Origin of the sequence: Haloglycomyces albus DSM 45210, from assembly GCF_000527155.1 — a bacterium.
Taxonomy (GTDB): Bacteria; Actinomycetota; Actinomycetes; order Mycobacteriales; family Micromonosporaceae; genus Haloglycomyces; species Haloglycomyces albus.
The window spans coordinates 2,773,542-2,789,813 of the sequence record NZ_AZUQ01000001.1; the positions used below are offsets into that span (position 1 = coordinate 2,773,542).

General features: G+C 58.8%; 15 protein-coding genes and 5 tRNA genes. 17 read left to right on the top strand and 3 right to left on the bottom strand.

All coding sequences use genetic code 11. The features are described from left to right. The first annotated feature begins 46 nt into the window (after window positions 1-46). From HALAL_RS0112785 to HALAL_RS0112825, 9 genes are all read left to right on the top strand, one after another. A tRNA-Gly gene (locus HALAL_RS0112785) sits at window positions 47-119 on the top strand. 47 nt (window positions 120-166) lie between these two features. Next, window positions 167-241: transfer RNA gene (locus HALAL_RS0112790), tRNA-Val, on the top strand. A 27-nt stretch (window positions 242-268) separates the two neighbouring features. Then, window positions 269-342, top strand: a tRNA-Cys gene (locus HALAL_RS0112795). A gap of 235 nt (window positions 343-577) precedes the next feature. Then, window positions 578-835 (top strand): type B 50S ribosomal protein L31, encoded by a 258-nt coding sequence (locus HALAL_RS0112800; RefSeq protein ID WP_025274378.1) that lies wholly within the window; start codon window positions 578-580, stop codon window positions 833-835. A gap of 305 nt (window positions 836-1,140) precedes the next feature. Further along, window positions 1,141-1,644, top strand: a complete 504-nt coding sequence (locus HALAL_RS0112805; protein WP_211240467.1) for a DUF6069 family protein — start codon at window positions 1,141-1,143, stop codon at window positions 1,642-1,644. A gap of 129 nt (window positions 1,645-1,773) precedes the next feature. After that, window positions 1,774-1,846, top strand: a tRNA-Gly gene (locus HALAL_RS0112810). A 48-nt stretch (window positions 1,847-1,894) separates the two neighbouring features. Continuing rightward, a tRNA-Val gene (locus HALAL_RS0112815) sits at window positions 1,895-1,969 on the top strand. Between the two features lie 202 nt (window positions 1,970-2,171). Continuing rightward, the gene (locus HALAL_RS0112820) at window positions 2,172-3,419 is read left to right on the top strand and encodes an MFS transporter (RefSeq protein WP_025274380.1); all 1,248 of its coding nucleotides are present in this window, start codon (window positions 2,172-2,174) and stop codon (window positions 3,417-3,419) included. A gap of 103 nt (window positions 3,420-3,522) precedes the next feature. Beyond that, the gene (locus tag HALAL_RS0112825) at window positions 3,523-4,500 is read left to right on the top strand and encodes an NAD(P)/FAD-dependent oxidoreductase (RefSeq protein WP_025274381.1); all 978 of its coding nucleotides are present in this window, start codon (window positions 3,523-3,525) and stop codon (window positions 4,498-4,500) included. Window positions 4,501-4,510: 10 nt separating this feature from the next. Here the strand turns inward: HALAL_RS0112825 and HALAL_RS0112830 are convergent, their stop codons facing one another. Next, a complete protein-coding gene (locus HALAL_RS0112830; RefSeq protein ID WP_025274382.1) occupies window positions 4,511-5,791 on the bottom strand; it encodes an acetyl-CoA C-acetyltransferase in 1,281 nt (426 codons plus the stop codon). Between the two features lie 87 nt (window positions 5,792-5,878). Here HALAL_RS0112830 and HALAL_RS0112835 point away from each other — a divergent pair, with 87 nt between their 5' ends. Both HALAL_RS0112835 and HALAL_RS0112840 read left to right on the top strand, forming a co-directional pair. After that, a complete protein-coding gene (locus tag HALAL_RS0112835; RefSeq protein ID WP_025274383.1) occupies window positions 5,879-7,201 on the top strand; it encodes a 3-oxoacyl-ACP reductase in 1,323 nt (440 codons plus the stop codon). A gap of 1 nt (window position 7,202) precedes the next feature. After that, window positions 7,203-8,066, top strand: coding sequence for a MaoC/PaaZ C-terminal domain-containing protein (locus HALAL_RS0112840; protein ID WP_084472003.1), 864 nt, complete (start codon window positions 7,203-7,205; stop codon window positions 8,064-8,066). Here the strand turns inward: HALAL_RS0112840 and HALAL_RS0112845 are convergent. Beyond that, a complete protein-coding gene (locus HALAL_RS0112845; protein ID WP_025274385.1) occupies window positions 8,030-8,659 on the bottom strand; it encodes a TetR/AcrR family transcriptional regulator in 630 nt (209 codons plus the stop codon). The two genes, HALAL_RS0112840 and HALAL_RS0112845, sit on opposite strands and share 37 nt — an antisense overlap. A gap of 106 nt (window positions 8,660-8,765) precedes the next feature. On the opposite strand from HALAL_RS0112845, the gene HALAL_RS0112850 reads away from it, so the two are divergent. The 4 genes from HALAL_RS0112850 to HALAL_RS0112865 all read left to right on the top strand — a co-directional run bounded on the left by HALAL_RS0112850 (window position 8,766) and on the right by HALAL_RS0112865 (window position 13,918). Continuing rightward, a complete protein-coding gene (locus HALAL_RS0112850; RefSeq protein WP_025274386.1) occupies window positions 8,766-9,221 on the top strand; it encodes an SCP2 sterol-binding domain-containing protein in 456 nt (151 codons plus the stop codon). A 97-nt stretch (window positions 9,222-9,318) separates the two neighbouring features. Beyond that, on the top strand, window positions 9,319-10,551 hold the full coding sequence (locus HALAL_RS0112855; protein WP_025274387.1) for an acyl-CoA dehydrogenase family protein: 1,233 nt from the start codon (window positions 9,319-9,321) through the stop codon (window positions 10,549-10,551). Beyond that, on the top strand, window positions 10,548-12,161 hold the full coding sequence (locus HALAL_RS0112860) for an AMP-binding protein (RefSeq protein ID WP_029767924.1): 1,614 nt from the start codon (window positions 10,548-10,550) through the stop codon (window positions 12,159-12,161). The genes HALAL_RS0112855 and HALAL_RS0112860 overlap by 4 nt, the downstream gene beginning before the upstream one ends. 8 nt (window positions 12,162-12,169) lie before the next feature. Then, window positions 12,170-13,918, top strand: coding sequence for an FAD-dependent oxidoreductase (locus HALAL_RS0112865; RefSeq protein WP_025274389.1), 1,749 nt, complete (start codon window positions 12,170-12,172; stop codon window positions 13,916-13,918). Here HALAL_RS0112865 and HALAL_RS0112870 read toward each other — a convergent pair. Continuing rightward, on the bottom strand, window positions 13,889-14,236 hold the full coding sequence (locus HALAL_RS0112870; protein ID WP_025274390.1) for a DUF1330 domain-containing protein: 348 nt from the start codon (window positions 14,234-14,236) through the stop codon (window positions 13,889-13,891). The two genes, HALAL_RS0112865 and HALAL_RS0112870, sit on opposite strands and share 30 nt — an antisense overlap. A gap of 262 nt (window positions 14,237-14,498) precedes the next feature. On the opposite strand from HALAL_RS0112870, the gene HALAL_RS0112875 reads away from it, so the two are divergent. Both HALAL_RS0112875 and HALAL_RS0112880 read left to right on the top strand, forming a co-directional pair. Further along, window positions 14,499-14,891: a VOC family protein gene (locus HALAL_RS0112875; RefSeq protein WP_025274391.1), complete on the top strand. Its 393-nt coding sequence runs from the start codon at window positions 14,499-14,501 to the stop codon at window positions 14,889-14,891. Between the two features lie 119 nt (window positions 14,892-15,010). After that, window positions 15,011-16,153 (top strand): histidine phosphatase family protein, encoded by a 1,143-nt coding sequence (locus HALAL_RS0112880; RefSeq protein WP_025274392.1) that lies wholly within the window; start codon window positions 15,011-15,013, stop codon window positions 16,151-16,153. The last annotated feature ends 119 nt before the right edge of the window (window positions 16,154-16,272 follow it).

Below are 16,272 nucleotides of genomic sequence, written 5' to 3' on the forward strand. Positions count from 1 at the left end.
CGAAAGGAAGAGCCCGTTAACGGGCATTCGTCGCATTGTGCGGTAGGCGGATGTAGCGCAGCTGGTAGCGCGACACCTTGCCAAGGTGTAGGTCGCCGGTTCGAGCCCGGTCATCCGCTCTGTGCAACCCAGTGACCTGGGTTGTGGCGGTTACGCCGGTTGTATTGGACGATTAGCTCAGCGGTAGAGCACTTCCTCGACACGGAAGGGGTCACTGGTTCGATCCCAGTATCGTCCACCAACTCTGTTAATGACATTGTGTCAGCATGGTGGAGTGGCCGAGAGGCGAGGCAGCGGCCTGCAAAGCCGTCTACACGGGTTCGAATCCCGTCTCCACCTCCAATTTTTATCTGGAGTCGACCCACAACGTGAGTTCACGTGACATGGGTTATATTAGTTTTTGTTCAAAGGAATCAACCTAAACTCCGTTCGTACACGCTGTCCGCTACCCTGACGGTTCAGCCCTCCCTAGGTCATAATGAAATCGGTTATCAATAATGTCGCCGGCAGCATTATTCAATGCATCATGAGCGGGTGACATTGATTGAATGAGCGACATTCAAATGTTTGGAGGAGTATGAAGGACGGCATACACCCGGATTACGGTTACGTGGTATTCCGTGACGCAGCTGCTGGGTACAGCTTTTTGACTCGATCAACGGCGACCTCGGAGAAAACGATCGAATGGGAGAACGGTAGGACCTATCCTGTCGTCGACGTTCAGATCTCCTCCGCATCACACCCGTTCTGGACCGGCAGGAGCCGTAGTTATGAAGACCAGAGCCGGGTCGCGAAATTCATGCGCAAGTACGGAAAGACGCCTTCCCAGAGTTGAGGGTTTGGCTCGAGTCTGGATTCGATCATGACGGCCGGGGTTCGGGGCTCAGCGGAACCAGCGCAGGGCGGTTTCGTGCGATCACGTTTGTCACGAGACCGCCTTTTATTGCGCAGTGCTCCGTTTTCTGCGGTGTATTGCTGAATTTCGCTTCTGATGCCGAACGGTCTGGAAAAATCTGAAATGGAAAACCAGACCAGTGCGTCACCGCAGGCCGCTTTAAAGTAACTTCGCAGAAGTCCTGAGCGCTGCGAGTGCCACACGCGGACGTCGAACTGTTATCTCAGATAACCAGAGGAGAAGCCGTGACTGTGCCCGACCCAGACCAACCGACCCGACGATTCGATCAAGGTGACTACTACCCCCAGCCTCGGGGGCAGTCCTCAAACAGGCCGACGATTGACGCCGCCAAGCTGTGGGCAGGCGGTATCGCCGCGGCAATCGTTGCGGCTCTAGTGGCGATGGTGGGAATTCTTCTCATCCGCGGCGTCCTGAACATTAATATTTTGGCTCCCGAAAGCGCCGGTACCTACGGATCGGCCTCGACGACGATGTACGTTCTTCTGGCGGCAGGGGCTGCGATAGTCGCCACGGCTCTCCTGCATTTGCTGGTGCTGTCGGTTCCCGATCCACGAAGCTTTTTTAATTGGATCGTTCTGCTGGCCACGCTCGCCGCCGCCATCGTGCCGTGGACGGTCTTTGCCGAAACGGAAGCCAAGATCGCGACGAGTATTTTGAACTTGGTGATCGGACTGAGCGTCTTGAGCATTATCAACACTGTGGGCAATGCGGCTAGTCAGGATTTTTAAGAGAAACTGACATGTATCCCTGGTGAGGGACGGATCATACTATTCCGGGCGGTTGTGAACCGCCCCTTTTCCACGTCGTATTATGGTTCCCGTTGCAGCGGCCGCTCATGACGGCGGACGGTGCGGTAGGCGGATGTAGCGCAGCTGGTAGCGCGACACCTTGCCAAGGTGTAGGTCGCCGGTTCGAGCCCGGTCATCCGCTCTGTGCAGTCCAGTCGAACTGGGTTGTGGCGGTTACGCCGGTTGTATTGGACGATTAGCTCAGCGGTAGAGCACTTCCTCGACACGGAAGGGGTCACTGGTTCGATCCCAGTATCGTCCACCACGTAATTTGAACGCGGGTTCGTTTCGATTGTTATCGAATAATTACTTTTCCACAATGCCTCGGTAATATACTTACTTTCCTGACTACGTCAAGAGTGTGGAGCTCTCCTTCTGGCCGCAGTGGCTCGGACTGTGCTGAATTGCGGGAAGCCTCACCACCTCGAGCACTTGCCGGTCGGCTAAATTATCTTGAGGATGGAGAAGTGACCCATCCTCAGGTAAAATTCTCGCGATTCAGCGACGTCCTGTCCATACCCGGATTTAAGTCATTGCTCTTGGGTGGACTGCTTATTCGCCTACCGTATTCGGCGGCCGGATTGACGTTGACACTGTTTGTTCGTTTCGCGCTGGACTTGAGCTATATTCACGCTGGTTTCATCGGTACCCTGTACGTTCTGGGGCAGGCCACCGGGTCGACATTGATGGGTCGGATTTCCGACAGATGGGGCCTGCGCACTGTCATCGGTGCGACTACTGTCATCAGTACACTGACGTGGCTGTGTATTCCGCTCATGAGCTACGGGCTCCTGGTGACTCTGGCTTTTCCCGCGGGGGTATTGGCCATCCCGGTATTCGTGGTGGTTCGTCAGCCCATCGCGGCCATGATTCCCGATCGCCTGCGGCGCACCGCCTATGCCATGGATTCGATGTTGGTGGAACTGGCGTTCGCCATCGCTCCCGCAGCGGCAACGGTATTGGCCACGGCCATGAACCCGTTTCTTACTCCTGTCGTCGTCGGACTGTTCATTTTCGCGGCGGGCGGTTCCTTGTGGCTGATCAATCCGCCCACTGTCTCCGACGCGGAAAATCAGGACATCTCCGAAAAGCCGGTGCCACTCAAACGGCGAGATTGGTTGAACGGGCGTCTGGTGGCGATGATGTTCGTCGGGATGGGCCTGACGATTGCGGTGGCGGGGACCGACATCGCGATCGTCTCTCTGCTGGAACACCATGACCAGTTGAATATGGCCTGGATGCCGTTGGCTCTCTGGGCGCTCTACTCCTTGACCGGAGTTTTTGTGCTCGCTTCCACCGACCGGCTGGTATCCCCTACGGTTCTGCTGATCACTTTGGCCTTGATGACCGTTCCGCTCGGGTTTACCGGTTCGTGGTGGCTTCTGACCGTTGCTTTGCTTCCGGCTGGATTTTTGACGTCCATGACCGTCGCCTCGAGTACCGACCGGGTATCGCGTTTGGCGCCGCCACAGGTACGTGGAACCGCAATGGGGATGCAAGGATCGGCGATGACGATCGGGGCGGCGTTGGGTGCGCCGCTGGTCGGATCGACCGTAGAGATATTCGGTGCCGAATGGGGATTCACAGCGGCGGGTCTGGGAACACTGCTCGCGGGGTTGAGCGCCCTCGGTCTGGAATGGCGGGCTCGGAACCATGCAGCGCTCGAACCGAGGTCGACCTCTGAAAAGCGGCCCTCGGAAACCGTTTCCGGATGAGGTGTGGTGACCGGCTGTATCGCAGTCAGACCTTATCGATAGCATCGGGACACTGCCGGAGCTACCGGGAGAATCGATGTGACATTGATGGGTGATTTCGACTATGTCCAAGATCTCGGCGGATGTGGCGATTATCGGTGCGGGGCCGACAGGGCTTTTTGCCGCCTATTACGCAGGATTCCGCGGTCTCAAAACGGCGATCGTCGATTCGTTGCCGGAGGCCGGTGGGCAAGTGACGGCAATGTACCCCGAGAAATCGATTTACGACGTCGGTGGGTTCCCTGACATCAAGGGACGCGACCTGGTGGACAATCTGGTCGAACAGGCGGCTCCGTACGATCCCAAGTATTTCCTGGGCAGGCGCGCCGACACTTTGGAGCACACCGAGGACGGGCCGATTCTCGGATTGAACGACGGAACTGAGATCGCTTGCGGATCGGTCATCATCACCGCCGGGCTGGGGAATTTTCGTTCGCGCCCGCTCCCGGCGGCGTCTGAGTTCGACGGAGACGGTATCGCCTATTTCGTACCGGAACTGAATGCGCACGCCGATCAAGACGTGGTCATCGTCGGTGGGGGAGATTCGGCGTTCGATTGGGCCTTGGCACTCCATCCCATCGCCAACAGCGTCACTATGGTGCATAGACGTGACCGATTCCGAGCTCACGAACGCAGCATCGCACGCGTCCGCGATCTGGGGGTGCCTATTCACGTCAACACCGAGATCGAAAAGATTCACGGTGAAGAACGGGTCTCGGGTGTGAGCCTTCGGTCGCAGGAGTCCGGCGTGCCCGATCATGTGCCTGCCGACACGATTGTGGCGGCGCTCGGATTCATCGCCGATTTGGGGCCGTTGAGGGAATGGGGCCTCGAACTGGATCGGCGGCATATCATCGTTGATTCCACCATGGCGACCAACGTCCCCCGAATTTTCGCCGCTGGAGACATCGCGGACTATCGGGGCAAGGTCCGTCTCATCGCGACCGGTTTCGGGGAAGCGGCGACGGCGGTGAACAACGCCGTCATCAGCATGGACCCGTCAGCCCGGTTGTTCCCCGGGCATTCGAGCGACGTCGGTTGACGGATAAGCGCTAGCTACGGATAATCGCGGCGGTCCCTTGACCACCCGCCGCGCACACCGAGACGAGACCGAGCTTCCCTTTTTCGCCGGTCTGGTGCAGTAGTTTGGCGGTAGTGGCGATGATTCTGGCCCCGGTAGCGGCGAACGGGTGGCCGGTGGCCAAGGACGATCCGTTGACGTTGAGGCGGTCGCGAGCGACCGAACCCAATGCACCGTCGAGGTTCAGTCGATCGCGACAGAACTCGTCGTTCTCCCAGGCCTTGAGAGTCGCCAGAACTTGTGAGGCAAAGGCTTCATGGATTTCGATGAAGTCGAAGTCCTCGAGCGAGAGCTCGTTGCGTTCCAAGAGCCGCGGTACGGCAAAAACCGGGGCGGTGAGTAGTCCGTCGTCTCCATCGACGAAATCCACCGCTGCCGACTGCACATCGACCAGATGCGCGAGGACGGGAAGGTCGTGTTCACGTGCCCACTCATCGCTGGACAACAGAACCGTTGCCGCGCCGTCGGACAGGGGAGTGGAGTTTCCTGCCGTCATCGTTCCCTCGCTGCCTCCGAAGGTGGGGGAGAGCTTGGTCAGCTTCTCCATGTTCGAATTCGGCCGCAGAATCTGATCGCGACGCTGATTTTCATATGGGGTCAAGAGATCGTCGAAGAAGCCCGCTTCGTATGCTGCGGCAAGACGCTGGTGACTGGTGGCGGCGAACTCATCCTGGTCGATTCGGCTGATGCCCCATTCCTTGGCGGTCTGTGCTGCATGCTCTCCCATGGACAGACCGGTTCGAGGTTCGGCGTTTCGAGGCATGTCGGGAACCATGTGACTGGGACGCAGTCCGAGAACCGCTTTCATTTTGGCGCCGGTGCTCTTGGAATTGCGCGCATTGAGCAGTAGGCGACGCAGACGGTCGTTCAATCCCAAGGGAGCGTCGGAGGTGGTGTCCACTCCACCTGCGATTCCGGCATCGATTTGCCCGAGTGCGATCTTGTTGGACACGCCGATTGCCGTCTCCATGCCGGTGGTACAGGCCTTCTGGACATCATAGGCGGGAGTGGCGGGATCGAGCCTGCTGCCGAGTACGACCTCGCGAGCGAGGTTGAAGTCGCGGCTGTGCTTCAGCACGGCACCGGCGGAGAACTCGTCAAGCTTCAGCCCCGACAGATGGAATCGATCGATCAGACCGTCCAAGGCGGCGCTGAGCATGTCTTGATTCGACTTCGTTGCGTAGGGTCCGCCTTCCTTGGCGAAGGGGATTCGATTGCCGCCTACGATGGCGACCGGGCGAATGGTGGTCATGGTGTCTACTCCTACCTTACTTGCGAGTAAGATTACTTAGAAGTAATGTTACATTGAGATGTGAGTATTCCGCACCTGGGAGGGGTTATGCCTGATCGATATGTACGGTTTGTCAATTCACGGATGGGGAAAGGGCTGGCCAAAAGACTCGGCCTACCACCCGCCGCCCCACTGCGACGATACACCGTGGGAGAAGCAGAGTTCATCGCCTCGGCCTCACTGGGCAGTGCCCCCGGCGGCACCTGTGAAGCGATTGCCAAGGAAACCCTGACCCAATGCGACATAACGATTCGTCGCCAATCGGACGACGACCGGATCGACGGAATCTTCTATGACGCGAGTGGAATTCGTACGATCACGGATTTGAACGAGCTATACGAGTTCTTCCCCGCCCAACTGAGGCGATTGAACCGGAACGGCCGCGTGGTTATCGCATCCGCTGCCCTGGACGACACCACCGAAAGCGACGAAGCCGTGATCGTGCAGACGGCGCTGGAAGGGTTCGCGCGAAGCCTCGGTAAGGAGGTCCGCCCGGGCGCCACAGTACAACTGATCCGCGTGCCTGCCGGAGCCGAGCAGCACCTCGCCGCGCCGCTCCGGTTCTTCTTTTCGCGACGCAGCGCTTTCGTATCCGGACAGGTGGTGTCCTTGGACGCCCGCTGCACCGCGAGCGCGGACGGGTGGGACCTGAAAGGACAGACCGCCATCGTCACCGGGGCGGTAGGTGGAATCGGACGTTCCACCGTCGAGGTTCTCGCCGCTTATGGCGCACATGTCGTCTGCGTCGACGTCCCGGCGGTGAAAAGCGAACTGGAAAAGCTGGCCCAGGAGATGAATGGAACGGCGGTGGCCCTCGACGTCACCTCTGCCTCCGCGGCGACCGATCTGGCCGCCGCATTGCCGTCGGGCGCCGACGTCATCGTTCACAATGCCGGGATTACTCGCGACAAGACCTTGGCTCGGATGAGCAGAGAACAATGGCAGACGGTATTGGACATCAATTTGGAGGCTCCGCGTCGCATCACCAACGAGCTCCTCAACAGTGGCAAGCTGAATTCGGGCGCTCGCCAGGTCGTTCTGTCCTCGGTATCGGGAATAGCGGGTAACCGAGGCCAGAGCAACTACGCGACGTCTAAGGCGGGGCTGGTGGGCCTGACTCACGCCCTGGCGGGGCCCATGCGTGAGCGAGAAGGATCGGTCAACGCGATAGCGCCGGGTTTCATCGAAACGAAGATGACCGCCAAGATGCCGACCATGACGCGTGAGGTGGCTCGGCGTCTTTCCTCATTGGGGCAGGGCGGTAGCAGTGTCGATGTAGCCGAGACCATCGGATGGCTCAGCTTGCCGGGATCGCGTGCCGTGAACGGACAAACGGTCCGCGTATGTGGGCAGAATCTGATGGGGGCGTGACATGGTGGAGACGACTGCGGCTACGCGCGGATGGATACTCTGGCGTGGGATGCGCGATTTTCTACGCCGCTATCCCGATCCCATGCGAGCCGGATTGCCCGAGGTTCGCCGTGAACTGCGTGACGTCCACGTTGATCGCGCGGCGCTGCGCGAGTTCAATTCGGTATGTGGCTTCCGGGACTCGGCGAATCTGCCGTTTACCTACCCGCACATCCTCGCCTTCAAAACTCAGATGCGGATTATGATGTCGTCGGAATTTCCGATGGCCGTCACTGGAATGCTGCACCTGTCCAACGTCACTCGCCAGTACCGGCCCATTGGGGTCGGCGACCATTTCGACCTGCACGTGTGGGCCGATAATCTCAGCGCTCATCGAAAAGGCGTCACCGTTGACCTACGTACCGAGGCACGGCTGGCCGGCGAGGTGGTGTGGAGCGAGACGAGTACGTATCTCCGCCTGTTGCCCAAATCGGGCCCTCGTCCACCTAAGAAGGGTGGAAGTGAGGAGCCCGAGCTGGAAAGCGACCGGGAATGGTTTGTACCCGCTCGTCTGGGGCGTGACTATGCCGCCGTGTCAGGCGATTACAACCCGATTCACGTCTCGCGGACCATGGCGCGAATGATGGGAAACAAAGATCTGATAGCCCAAGGGATGTGGGGACTTTCCCGCGCCGTCGCGGAAGTGGAGCCCACCGGGTCAATGGAGGACCGCAAAGTCGAAGTCGAGTTTCGCCGTCCGATCGTGTTGCGGCAAAAGATCGGCTTCTACGGTGACTCCACGGAGTACCGAGACGATTTCGCCCTGGTGCGACTGGCAGACGGCAAGGCTTATTTGCGGGGTCGGGTCGAGTTCGACTTGGGCTGAGTATCAAAAATAAGCGCGAGTCCCGGCCACATGAGGTCCATGAGTCGACCGGAAACGTCCTCTACGGTGACGTCGGGTTGTTCGAGCATGTAATCGGCCAGGGACTCGCAGGCTCCTACCAGGGTATGGGCGGCGAGCTTCGTTTCGGCGTCGATATCGGGGCGGTAGTGGGCAAGCAGGCCGGCGATCATGGTCGTCATGTTGCTGCGGAGTTCGTCGACTTCGCTGCTGACCGGTTCTCCCAGTGAACGGGCGCGCCGATAGAGTACGGACCAGGCGCCACGGTGTTGGTCGATGAAACTCAAAAAGGCCCGGATACCGTTCCACAGGTCGTCTTTGGGAGAGCCGCCGCGCGCCACTGCTTCGGTGATCATCGTTATGAGTCGGTCGGACTCCCGTCGAATGCAAGCGATGAACAGCCCTTCCTTCGACTCGAAGTAAAGGTATAGCATGGGCTTCGAGATACCGCAGTTTCGGGCGATCTCGGCCATCCCAGCGGCGTGGAAGCCGTCACGAGCGAAGATCGGTACGGCGGCGTCCAGCATTTGCTGTTCCCGTTCCCGGCGTGGGATGCGCTTTCTGGTCGTGGTCACAAATTTTCTCCCGTGTAGTCTTGCCAGTCTATCTTACTCTGGGGTAAGGTTACGCCCAAGTAATAAGAGTATTGCTCAAGGGCAATATTGAGAATTGGAGATTACCATGAGTGATAATCCGATTGCTGATGTCGATTTTGCAACGATAAGTCCCAGCGATTTCGCGCAGCTGGTCAAAAGCACCCCGAAGAGTCAGATTAACGAGCTCATGGGGCAGGAAGAGATCCGCGCCGCGGTTCTGGACGCCATCTTCGACCGGATGGGTAGTCAATATAAGGGCTCCCGTAAAACAAGTGCCGTCGTGCATTGGAAGATACTCGATCGACCCGACGGTGAATACGATCTTTATGAAACCGTACTCGACAATGGGGAGTGCGTCGTTAATAAAGACGGTGATCGAGACCCTCGCGTCACAATCAAGCTCAACGCCGAGCAATTCCTCAACCTTGCCTCCGGCAACGGTTCACCGCCCATGATGTTCTTCAGTGGAAAATTGAAGCTCCAGGGCGACGTAGGGTTTGCCGCCAGTCTCGGCAACCTGTTCAACATTCCCAAAGCGTAGAAGGCCGGTTTCTCGGAGGTCCGGCTCCGGCATCGGTCGTGATTGTATTCGGCGGTGTCGGCCTGTCACTTCTAAATCGATTATTAGGAAATAAAGCATGTCAGAGTCTTTCAATCTTGAACTCAGTGAAGAGCACGAAGACATTCGGGACTGGGTTCACGGTTTTGCCGCTGATGTCATACGGCCGGCCGCCGCCGAATGGGACGAGCGAGAGGAAACTCCGTGGCCCATCATTCAAGAAGCGGCCAAGATCGGTCTGTACGGTCTCGAAGCGCTAGTGCAGTTCTGGAGCGACGACACCGGACTGCAACTGCAGCTGGTTAATGAAGAACTGTTCTGGGGCGATGCCGGAATCGGAATGGCCATCTTCGGTTCGACCCTCGCGGCAGCGGGCATTTACGCCAATGGAACTCCCGAACAGATCGTGGAATGGATTCCACAGTGTTTCGGGGACGAGAACGACCCGAAGGTCGGAGCGTTCTGCTCCAGTGAACCCGAAGCGGGGTCCGACGTCGCAGCCATGCGCACCCGGGCGAAATACAACGAAGTCGACGACACGTGGACCCTGCGCGGCCAAAAAGCCTGGATCACCAACGGCGGCATCGCCAATATCCACGTCGTCATGGCCGTCGTCGATCCGGAACTGGGAACCAAGGGGCACGCCGCCTTCGTCATTCCGCCCGGTACCCCCGGCCTGGACAGTCCGTCGAAGGTCAAAAAACACGGATTGCGCGCGTCCCACACCGCCGACGTATTTCTCGACGAAGTGACCGTACCCGGTTCGTGCCTGCTCGGCGGAAAAGAAAAACTGGACGAACGACTTGCCCGAGCACACGAGAGGCGCCGTAACCCCGACGCGGCCAAAACCAAGAACCCTTCCATGTCGACGTTCGAGGTCTCCCGACCCACCGTAGGCGCGCAAGCGCTCGGAATCGCCCGTGCCGCCTATGAACACTCCCTCGAATACGCGAGTGAGCGCCACCAATTCGGGCGGCCCATCATTTCCAATCAAGCCATCGGGTTCACGCTGGCCGACATGAAGACCGAAATCGACGCGGCCCGTCTACTGGTGTGGCGCGCCGCCTGGATGGCCCGAAACGGAGGCGGATTCACCTCCGGAGAAGGCTCGATGGCCAAACTAAAGGCCAGCGAAGTGGCCGTCTGGGCCACCGAACGCGCGATTCAGATATACGGCGGAGCGGGCTACAGCCGCGAAAACCCCGTCGAACGCTTGGCCCGCGACGCCAAGATCTACACCATCTTTGAAGGCACGTCAGAGATTCAGCGTCTCGTCATCGCACGGGCGATCTCGGGAATGGACCTTAAATGAGTGGTAGCCGACTCGCCGGTCGTTTCGGAGTGGGATTCCACATCCCACTCACCATGGCCAGACGTGGAATCCTCAATCCGGGGCGCCCCATACGGTTGCTCAAACAGCTGTATTCACTGGCGCGATGGGGAATAAGTCCGGTAGGCGCATTCCGCGCCAACGCTGCCCGGGTACCGCACCACACCGCCGTGATCGATCCATGGGGCAGCCTCACCCACCGCGAACTGTTCGACCGGTCCACCCGACTGGCGCACGCGATACCGAAACTGCACGAGAAACCGCGACTCGGGCTACTGTGCCGAAACCACCGGGGGTTTCTTCAAACCGTCATCGCCGCCTCCCACCTCGGCTGCGACATCGTACTTCTCAATACCGGTGCCAGTCCTACGCAGTTGAAATCCGTCATCGAAGAGCAGGAGATCAACGTACTCATCGCCGATGCGGAGTTCCTCGAAGGCATCACCATGCCGTCGCACACCCGCATCGTCACCACGGGAAACGACGGTCCCGACCTCACCCTCGAAGACGTCATCGCCCCGGAACGGGCCACCACCATCCCACCGGCGAAAAAACAAGGACGAACGATCGTCCTCACCTCGGGTACGACCGGGACGCCCAAAGGCGCTCGACGGCCGCACCCGAAGCTGCGCTCCTTGACGGCAATGCTGTCGCGCATACCTCTGCGGGTCGGAGACAACGTCCACATTGCCGCGCCGCTGTTTCACACGTGGGGATACGCGGCGATGCAGTTGACGATGGCGGTTCGAGGAACGTTTGTCTTCACCGGAAAGTTCGATCCGAACACCTCGCTTCAGGCTCTCGCGAAACATCAGTGCCAGGCGGCGTTTGCGGTTCCGGTGATGTTGCAGCGCATGTTGGAATTGCCTGACCGTGAACGGCAGCAACACCACCTGCGCGCCCTGCGTGCGATCGCGGTGAGCGGATCACGCCTCCCTCCCGAGCTGGCGATCCGCTTCATGGACGAGTTTTCCGATGTGCTGTACAACCTCTACGGGTCGACCGAGGTCTCCTGGGCGGCCATTGCCGGTCCAAAACAACTGCGACAGGCGCCCGACTGTGCGGGTACGCCTCCGTTCGGGACGGTCCTACGGTTGTTGGACGATGCGGATCGGCCGGTGAAGAAGGGTGACAGTGGCCGCATCTTCGTTGGTAATGAAATGCTCTTCGAAGGTTATGTGTCGCATAAGTCGCCGAACCGGCACTCCAATATGCTCCATACAGGCGACTACGGTCATATAAATTCATACGGGTCCCTCGTGGTGGAAGGGCGCACGGACGACATGATCGTGTCCGGCGGCGAGAATGTCATGCCGCGTGAAGTCGAAGAGTGCATCGGCAGGATGCCCGAGGTGGCGGACAATATCGCCATTGGAGTCGACGACGTCGATTTCGGCCAACGTTTGGCGGTTTTCGTGGTGGTCAAAGACGAATGGGAACTGGACGCCGCCACTCTCAAGCACCGCGTGAAAAGCCGTCTGGCGGCCCATAGCGTGCCGCGTGATATATATTTCGTTGAATCCATACCCCGGAACGCGACGGGAAAGGTTCCCGTGCAGAGCCTCCGTGAGCAAATCGCCGCAAGAGAATAGGATCGATCATGTCCTCCCACGAATCACACGATTATGATGTCGTTATCATCGGGTCCGGCTTTGGAGGTTCGGTCGCGGCACTGCGATTGACGGAGAAGGGCTACCGAGTCGCCGTTTTGGAGGCGGGAGATCGGTTCGACGATCCCTCGGAAACCGACCCCGCCCGCCGTCATGCGAAGCTTCCACGTACTTCGTGGAGACTGAGGCGCTACTTGTGGGCACCGCAGTTTGGTTTCCGAGGCATTCAGCGCCTGCACCTGCTCCGTGGCCGTAAAGGAAGTCGGGTGATGGTCCTGGCCGGAGCGGGAGTCGGGGGAGGGTCGTTGGTATACGCCAACACCCTATATCGGCCGTTCCCCAGCTTCTACCAGGACCGACAGTGGGGACACATCACCGATTGGAAGCATGAACTAGCACCCTATTACGATCAGGCCGAACGGATGCTGGGTGTCGTAGAGAATCCGATCGTCACCCCGGCCGACCATGCCATGCGCCGGGTCGCGGATCGTATGGACGCGGCGGACACGTTTAAAATGACCAAGGTCGGGATCACCTTTGGGACGAAGGGATCGTCCGGCTCAATGGACGATCCGTACTTCGGAGGTGCGGGTCCCGCCCGTAGTGGTTGCGTCGCATGTGGAGCCTGTATGACCGGCTGCCGGTACGGTGCCAAGAACATGCTCACCGAGAACTATCTCTACCTCGCGGAGAAGGCGGGTGCGGTCATTCATCCCCTGACGACCGTCACCGATCTGCATCAAGAGAACGGAACCTGGCATGTGACGGCAAAGGCCACCGGCCCGTTTCGACGTTCTCAGCAGAAATTCCGTGCTGATCAAGTGGTGATGGCCGCCGGAACCTGGGGTACGCAGAATCTGCTGCATCGGCTACGGAATCGTGGGCGGCTTCCACACCTATCGACCAAACTGGGCGTCCTGACTCGCACCAATTCCGAAGCCCTGCTGGGAGCGGAACGAATTCGCACCAAAGGCGACGATCACAGTAAAGGAATTGCGATCACCTCGTCGTTCTATCCCGATGAGCACACTCATGTGGAACCGGTGCGGTATGGGAAGGGGTCGAACGCGATGGCTCTGATTCGGACGCTGATGGTGGACGGACCCAGTAATTCGAAACGGTTTCAATTGCCTCGCTGGGTGCGGCTTTTGGGAGTCGTGGCCCGACGACCATGGCTCCTGGGGCTTATCCCGAAGCTACGGCGCTGGTCGGAACGTTCGGTGATTGCGCTGGTGATGCAGCACCGCGATAACTCGGTCACGGTGACGTCGAAGGGGAGGGGCCTGCGGGCACAGCCGGGGCACGGTGAGCCGAATCCGGTGTGGCTTCCCATAGGTCATCGGGCCACCAGAATGTTGGCGGAGGAGATCGGTGCGATTCCGGGAGGTACGTGGTTGGACCTCGCTAATATTCCCACCACGGCGCACTTTCTGGGCGGTTGTCCGATCGGCGACGCTCCGGACAACAGTGTGGTCGATGCGTATCACCGTGCTTGGGGATACCCGAACCTGCACATCGTCGACGGTTCGGCCGTCACCGCCAATCTCGGAGTCAACCCGTCCTTGACCATCACCGCCCAGGCGGAGCGTGCCATGAGCATGTGGCCCAATAAGGATGACCATGATCCTCGACCGGAACAGGGTCAGCCTTACCGGCCCGTTTCGGCTGTCGCGCCTCGGTCACCGATGGTTCCCGAGAACGCGTCCGGGTCACTGCGAATCCAGCATTCCACGGAATAGATCGGCCTTGCTCTGCGGGTGGTACCCGGGTTCGACGCCTTCCACGAGGAAGGCCTCACCGGTGAGATGCGCGGTACGAAGTGGCAGGATTTCCTGGTAAGCGTCGGAGTGGTACCAATTTGTGGCGGACTCGGAATCCGGAAACTCGATCACGACGACATCGCGGTTCCATTCCCCTTCCTTAGGGGTGACCTTGCCTCCGTGGATGATGAAACGGCCGTGGTACGGCTCCAAGGTATCCTGGATTTTCTCGAGATATTCGACCATATCGGAATGCAGTTCCGTCATCTGGAACAAACCGATCGCGTAAACAGCCATGACTATAGCCTCTCTGCTATGTTACTCACTGGTAAACAGGGTGAGTTCATCGTCTCATACCGCCTCCCCCGTGGTATAGCGTGCGGTCGTTGGAAATCACCGATAAGTGGTCGTGCATAAATCGCTTGCGTTGTATACGTGTCTCGCCAATACTTATGAGGAAATGCCCAATTCCATTGGTACATCCGATTCACGCAGGACCCTGCCCTGGGTCGAGATCAATCCATAGTGCGCAATGCGCCATCGTACGCAAAGGAAATAGATGACTGCTATTATCCGTCAGATCGCCATCGACAGTCGCGACTCGTATCGGCTATCGAAGTTCTGGGAGAAGGTGACCGGGTGGCGTGAAGACCCCAACGATCCGAACGAACCGCAACATTCCGAAAATCTGATTCAAAGTCCCGACGGGACCATGTCCCTGTTGTTTTTGAACGTACCCGAATCCAAACAGGTGAAAAACCGGGTGCATCTGGACCTGACCTCCGACACCACCCGCGACGAGGAAGTCGAACGATTGGTCGGCATCGGGGCGACGATCGCAGCGGATTTCAGAACCGACGACGGGCGCGGCTTCGTGGTATTGGCCGACCCGGAAGGCAATGAGTTCTGTATCGTGCGCAATGACGTTGAACGCGCCGACGACCCGTCATAGGCAGGACCACCGAAGCATTCTGTTCGTAGGTTGCCAAAGACTGTAAACGCCTAGCGACGGGTGTTTGAAAGTGGCTGCTTGAACGCCGTCGACGAGAGGCCTAGGAAGTGGTTTGACGGATGTCTACACCGGTCATCGTATTGCGAGGCCTACCCGGCTCCGGAAAGACGACCACCAGCGCGTTGCTTCGCGACCGGTTGGGCACTGCGGTTCGTGTCAGCAACGATGATATTCGGTATCTGGCAAAGCCACGCGATTTCAGTCGGCTGTCCCTGGAAGCGTCGGAACGGGCATGCATTGATCTGGCCGTGTCATACGCGCGAAGTGGGTTCATTCCGGTTGCCGACGGAGTCTTTTACGATCGAGAGTTTCTTGATGCGGTGAGTTGGGAACTAGCCCTGCAGGATATTTCAATGGAAGTGTTCACCCTGGTGGGCGATATCGGGGACCTGCTGCATCGCAATCAATGCCGTGAGGAATTGTCGCAGCTTCCCGCATCACGCATTCGACAGTTGCATCGGGGCTTCCTTGCGGGAGGGACCGCGGTTTCCATAAACGATAAACTCCCCGAAGAGGTGGCCGAGGACGTACATGAATTGATCACCCAATCACGGGTCGACGGTGGGCACCGCAGAGAGCGGGCGGGTATCGATGTGCTGTTCCTGCGCCACGGTGAGGCAGAATCTCCCAGGGAGCCCACGATAGATCCTTCGACGATGCCGCTGTCGACTCGTGGGCGTGCTCAAGCCTTGGCCGCGCAGCGAGCTGTGCAACGGTTTGAGCCCGACGCGGTATACGCCTCCGATTCGTGTTCGGCGGTGGAAACGGCCCAAGTCGCGGTGCAGTCCACAGGTCAACCTGTCGAAGCCGTAGCTGACTTGCGTGAATGTCACGTTACGTCTGATGCGGAATCGCCGGCCCCGGATATCGGTGCCCAGCGTGGCGAAACCGATCGGATTGTTATGGGCGGCAAAGATTCCCAGAAGTCGACCGAGGCCGAGAAGGTGGAGGCGGCCGCGACGAGAATGATGGAGTTTGTGCAAGGTCTTGCTGCCAGATCAGGCGGACCTCGGCGGATTCTATTCGTATCGCACAGTGGCCCGCATACGTGGCTGGTGTGCCGGATTCTGGGTGCTCCCATTGGTTCGGGTCCGGTCATTGACCTGGAATACGCTGCCTTCTCTCGATTCCATTTCAGTCGTGACCATGGACCTGGATCGATTGACTTTATCAATCGACATGCCTCGGGAATTAATCCGTGAACTTGGAATCGTCATGCTATCGGCATATCGGTTTACGCCTCTAGGGGGCGTTTAAGCGGCATGCGGTTCGACAATCATGAGAACGGAAGGCCCTGAGCTTGGATAGGCTGCCCAGTCGC

What these genes read in the sequence shown, in the direction of transcription:
- HALAL_RS0112800 (WP_025274378.1), top strand. Translation starts at nt 578, where the DNA reads ATGAAGGACGGCATACACCCGGATTACGGTTACGTGGTATTCCGTGAC.
- HALAL_RS0112825 (WP_025274381.1), top strand. Translation starts at nt 3,523, where the DNA reads ATGTCCAAGATCTCGGCGGATGTGGCGATTATCGGTGCGGGGCCGACA.
- HALAL_RS0112830 (WP_025274382.1), bottom strand. Translation starts at nt 5,791, where the DNA reads ATGACCACCATTCGCCCGGTCGCCATCGTAGGCGGCAATCGAATCCCC.
- HALAL_RS0112835 (WP_025274383.1), top strand. Translation starts at nt 5,879, where the DNA reads ATGCCTGATCGATATGTACGGTTTGTCAATTCACGGATGGGGAAAGGG.
- HALAL_RS0112840 (WP_084472003.1), top strand. Translation starts at nt 7,203, where the DNA reads ATGGTGGAGACGACTGCGGCTACGCGCGGATGGATACTCTGGCGTGGG.
- HALAL_RS0112850 (WP_025274386.1), top strand. Translation starts at nt 8,766, where the DNA reads ATGAGTGATAATCCGATTGCTGATGTCGATTTTGCAACGATAAGTCCC.
- HALAL_RS0112855 (WP_025274387.1), top strand. Translation starts at nt 9,319, where the DNA reads ATGTCAGAGTCTTTCAATCTTGAACTCAGTGAAGAGCACGAAGACATT.
- HALAL_RS0112860 (WP_029767924.1), top strand. Translation starts at nt 10,548, where the DNA reads ATGAGTGGTAGCCGACTCGCCGGTCGTTTCGGAGTGGGATTCCACATC.
- HALAL_RS0112865 (WP_025274389.1), top strand. Translation starts at nt 12,170, where the DNA reads ATGTCCTCCCACGAATCACACGATTATGATGTCGTTATCATCGGGTCC.
- HALAL_RS0112870 (WP_025274390.1), bottom strand. Translation starts at nt 14,236, where the DNA reads ATGGCTGTTTACGCGATCGGTTTGTTCCAGATGACGGAACTGCATTCC.
- HALAL_RS0112875 (WP_025274391.1), top strand. Translation starts at nt 14,499, where the DNA reads ATGACTGCTATTATCCGTCAGATCGCCATCGACAGTCGCGACTCGTAT.
- HALAL_RS0112880 (WP_025274392.1), top strand. Translation starts at nt 15,011, where the DNA reads ATGTCTACACCGGTCATCGTATTGCGAGGCCTACCCGGCTCCGGAAAG.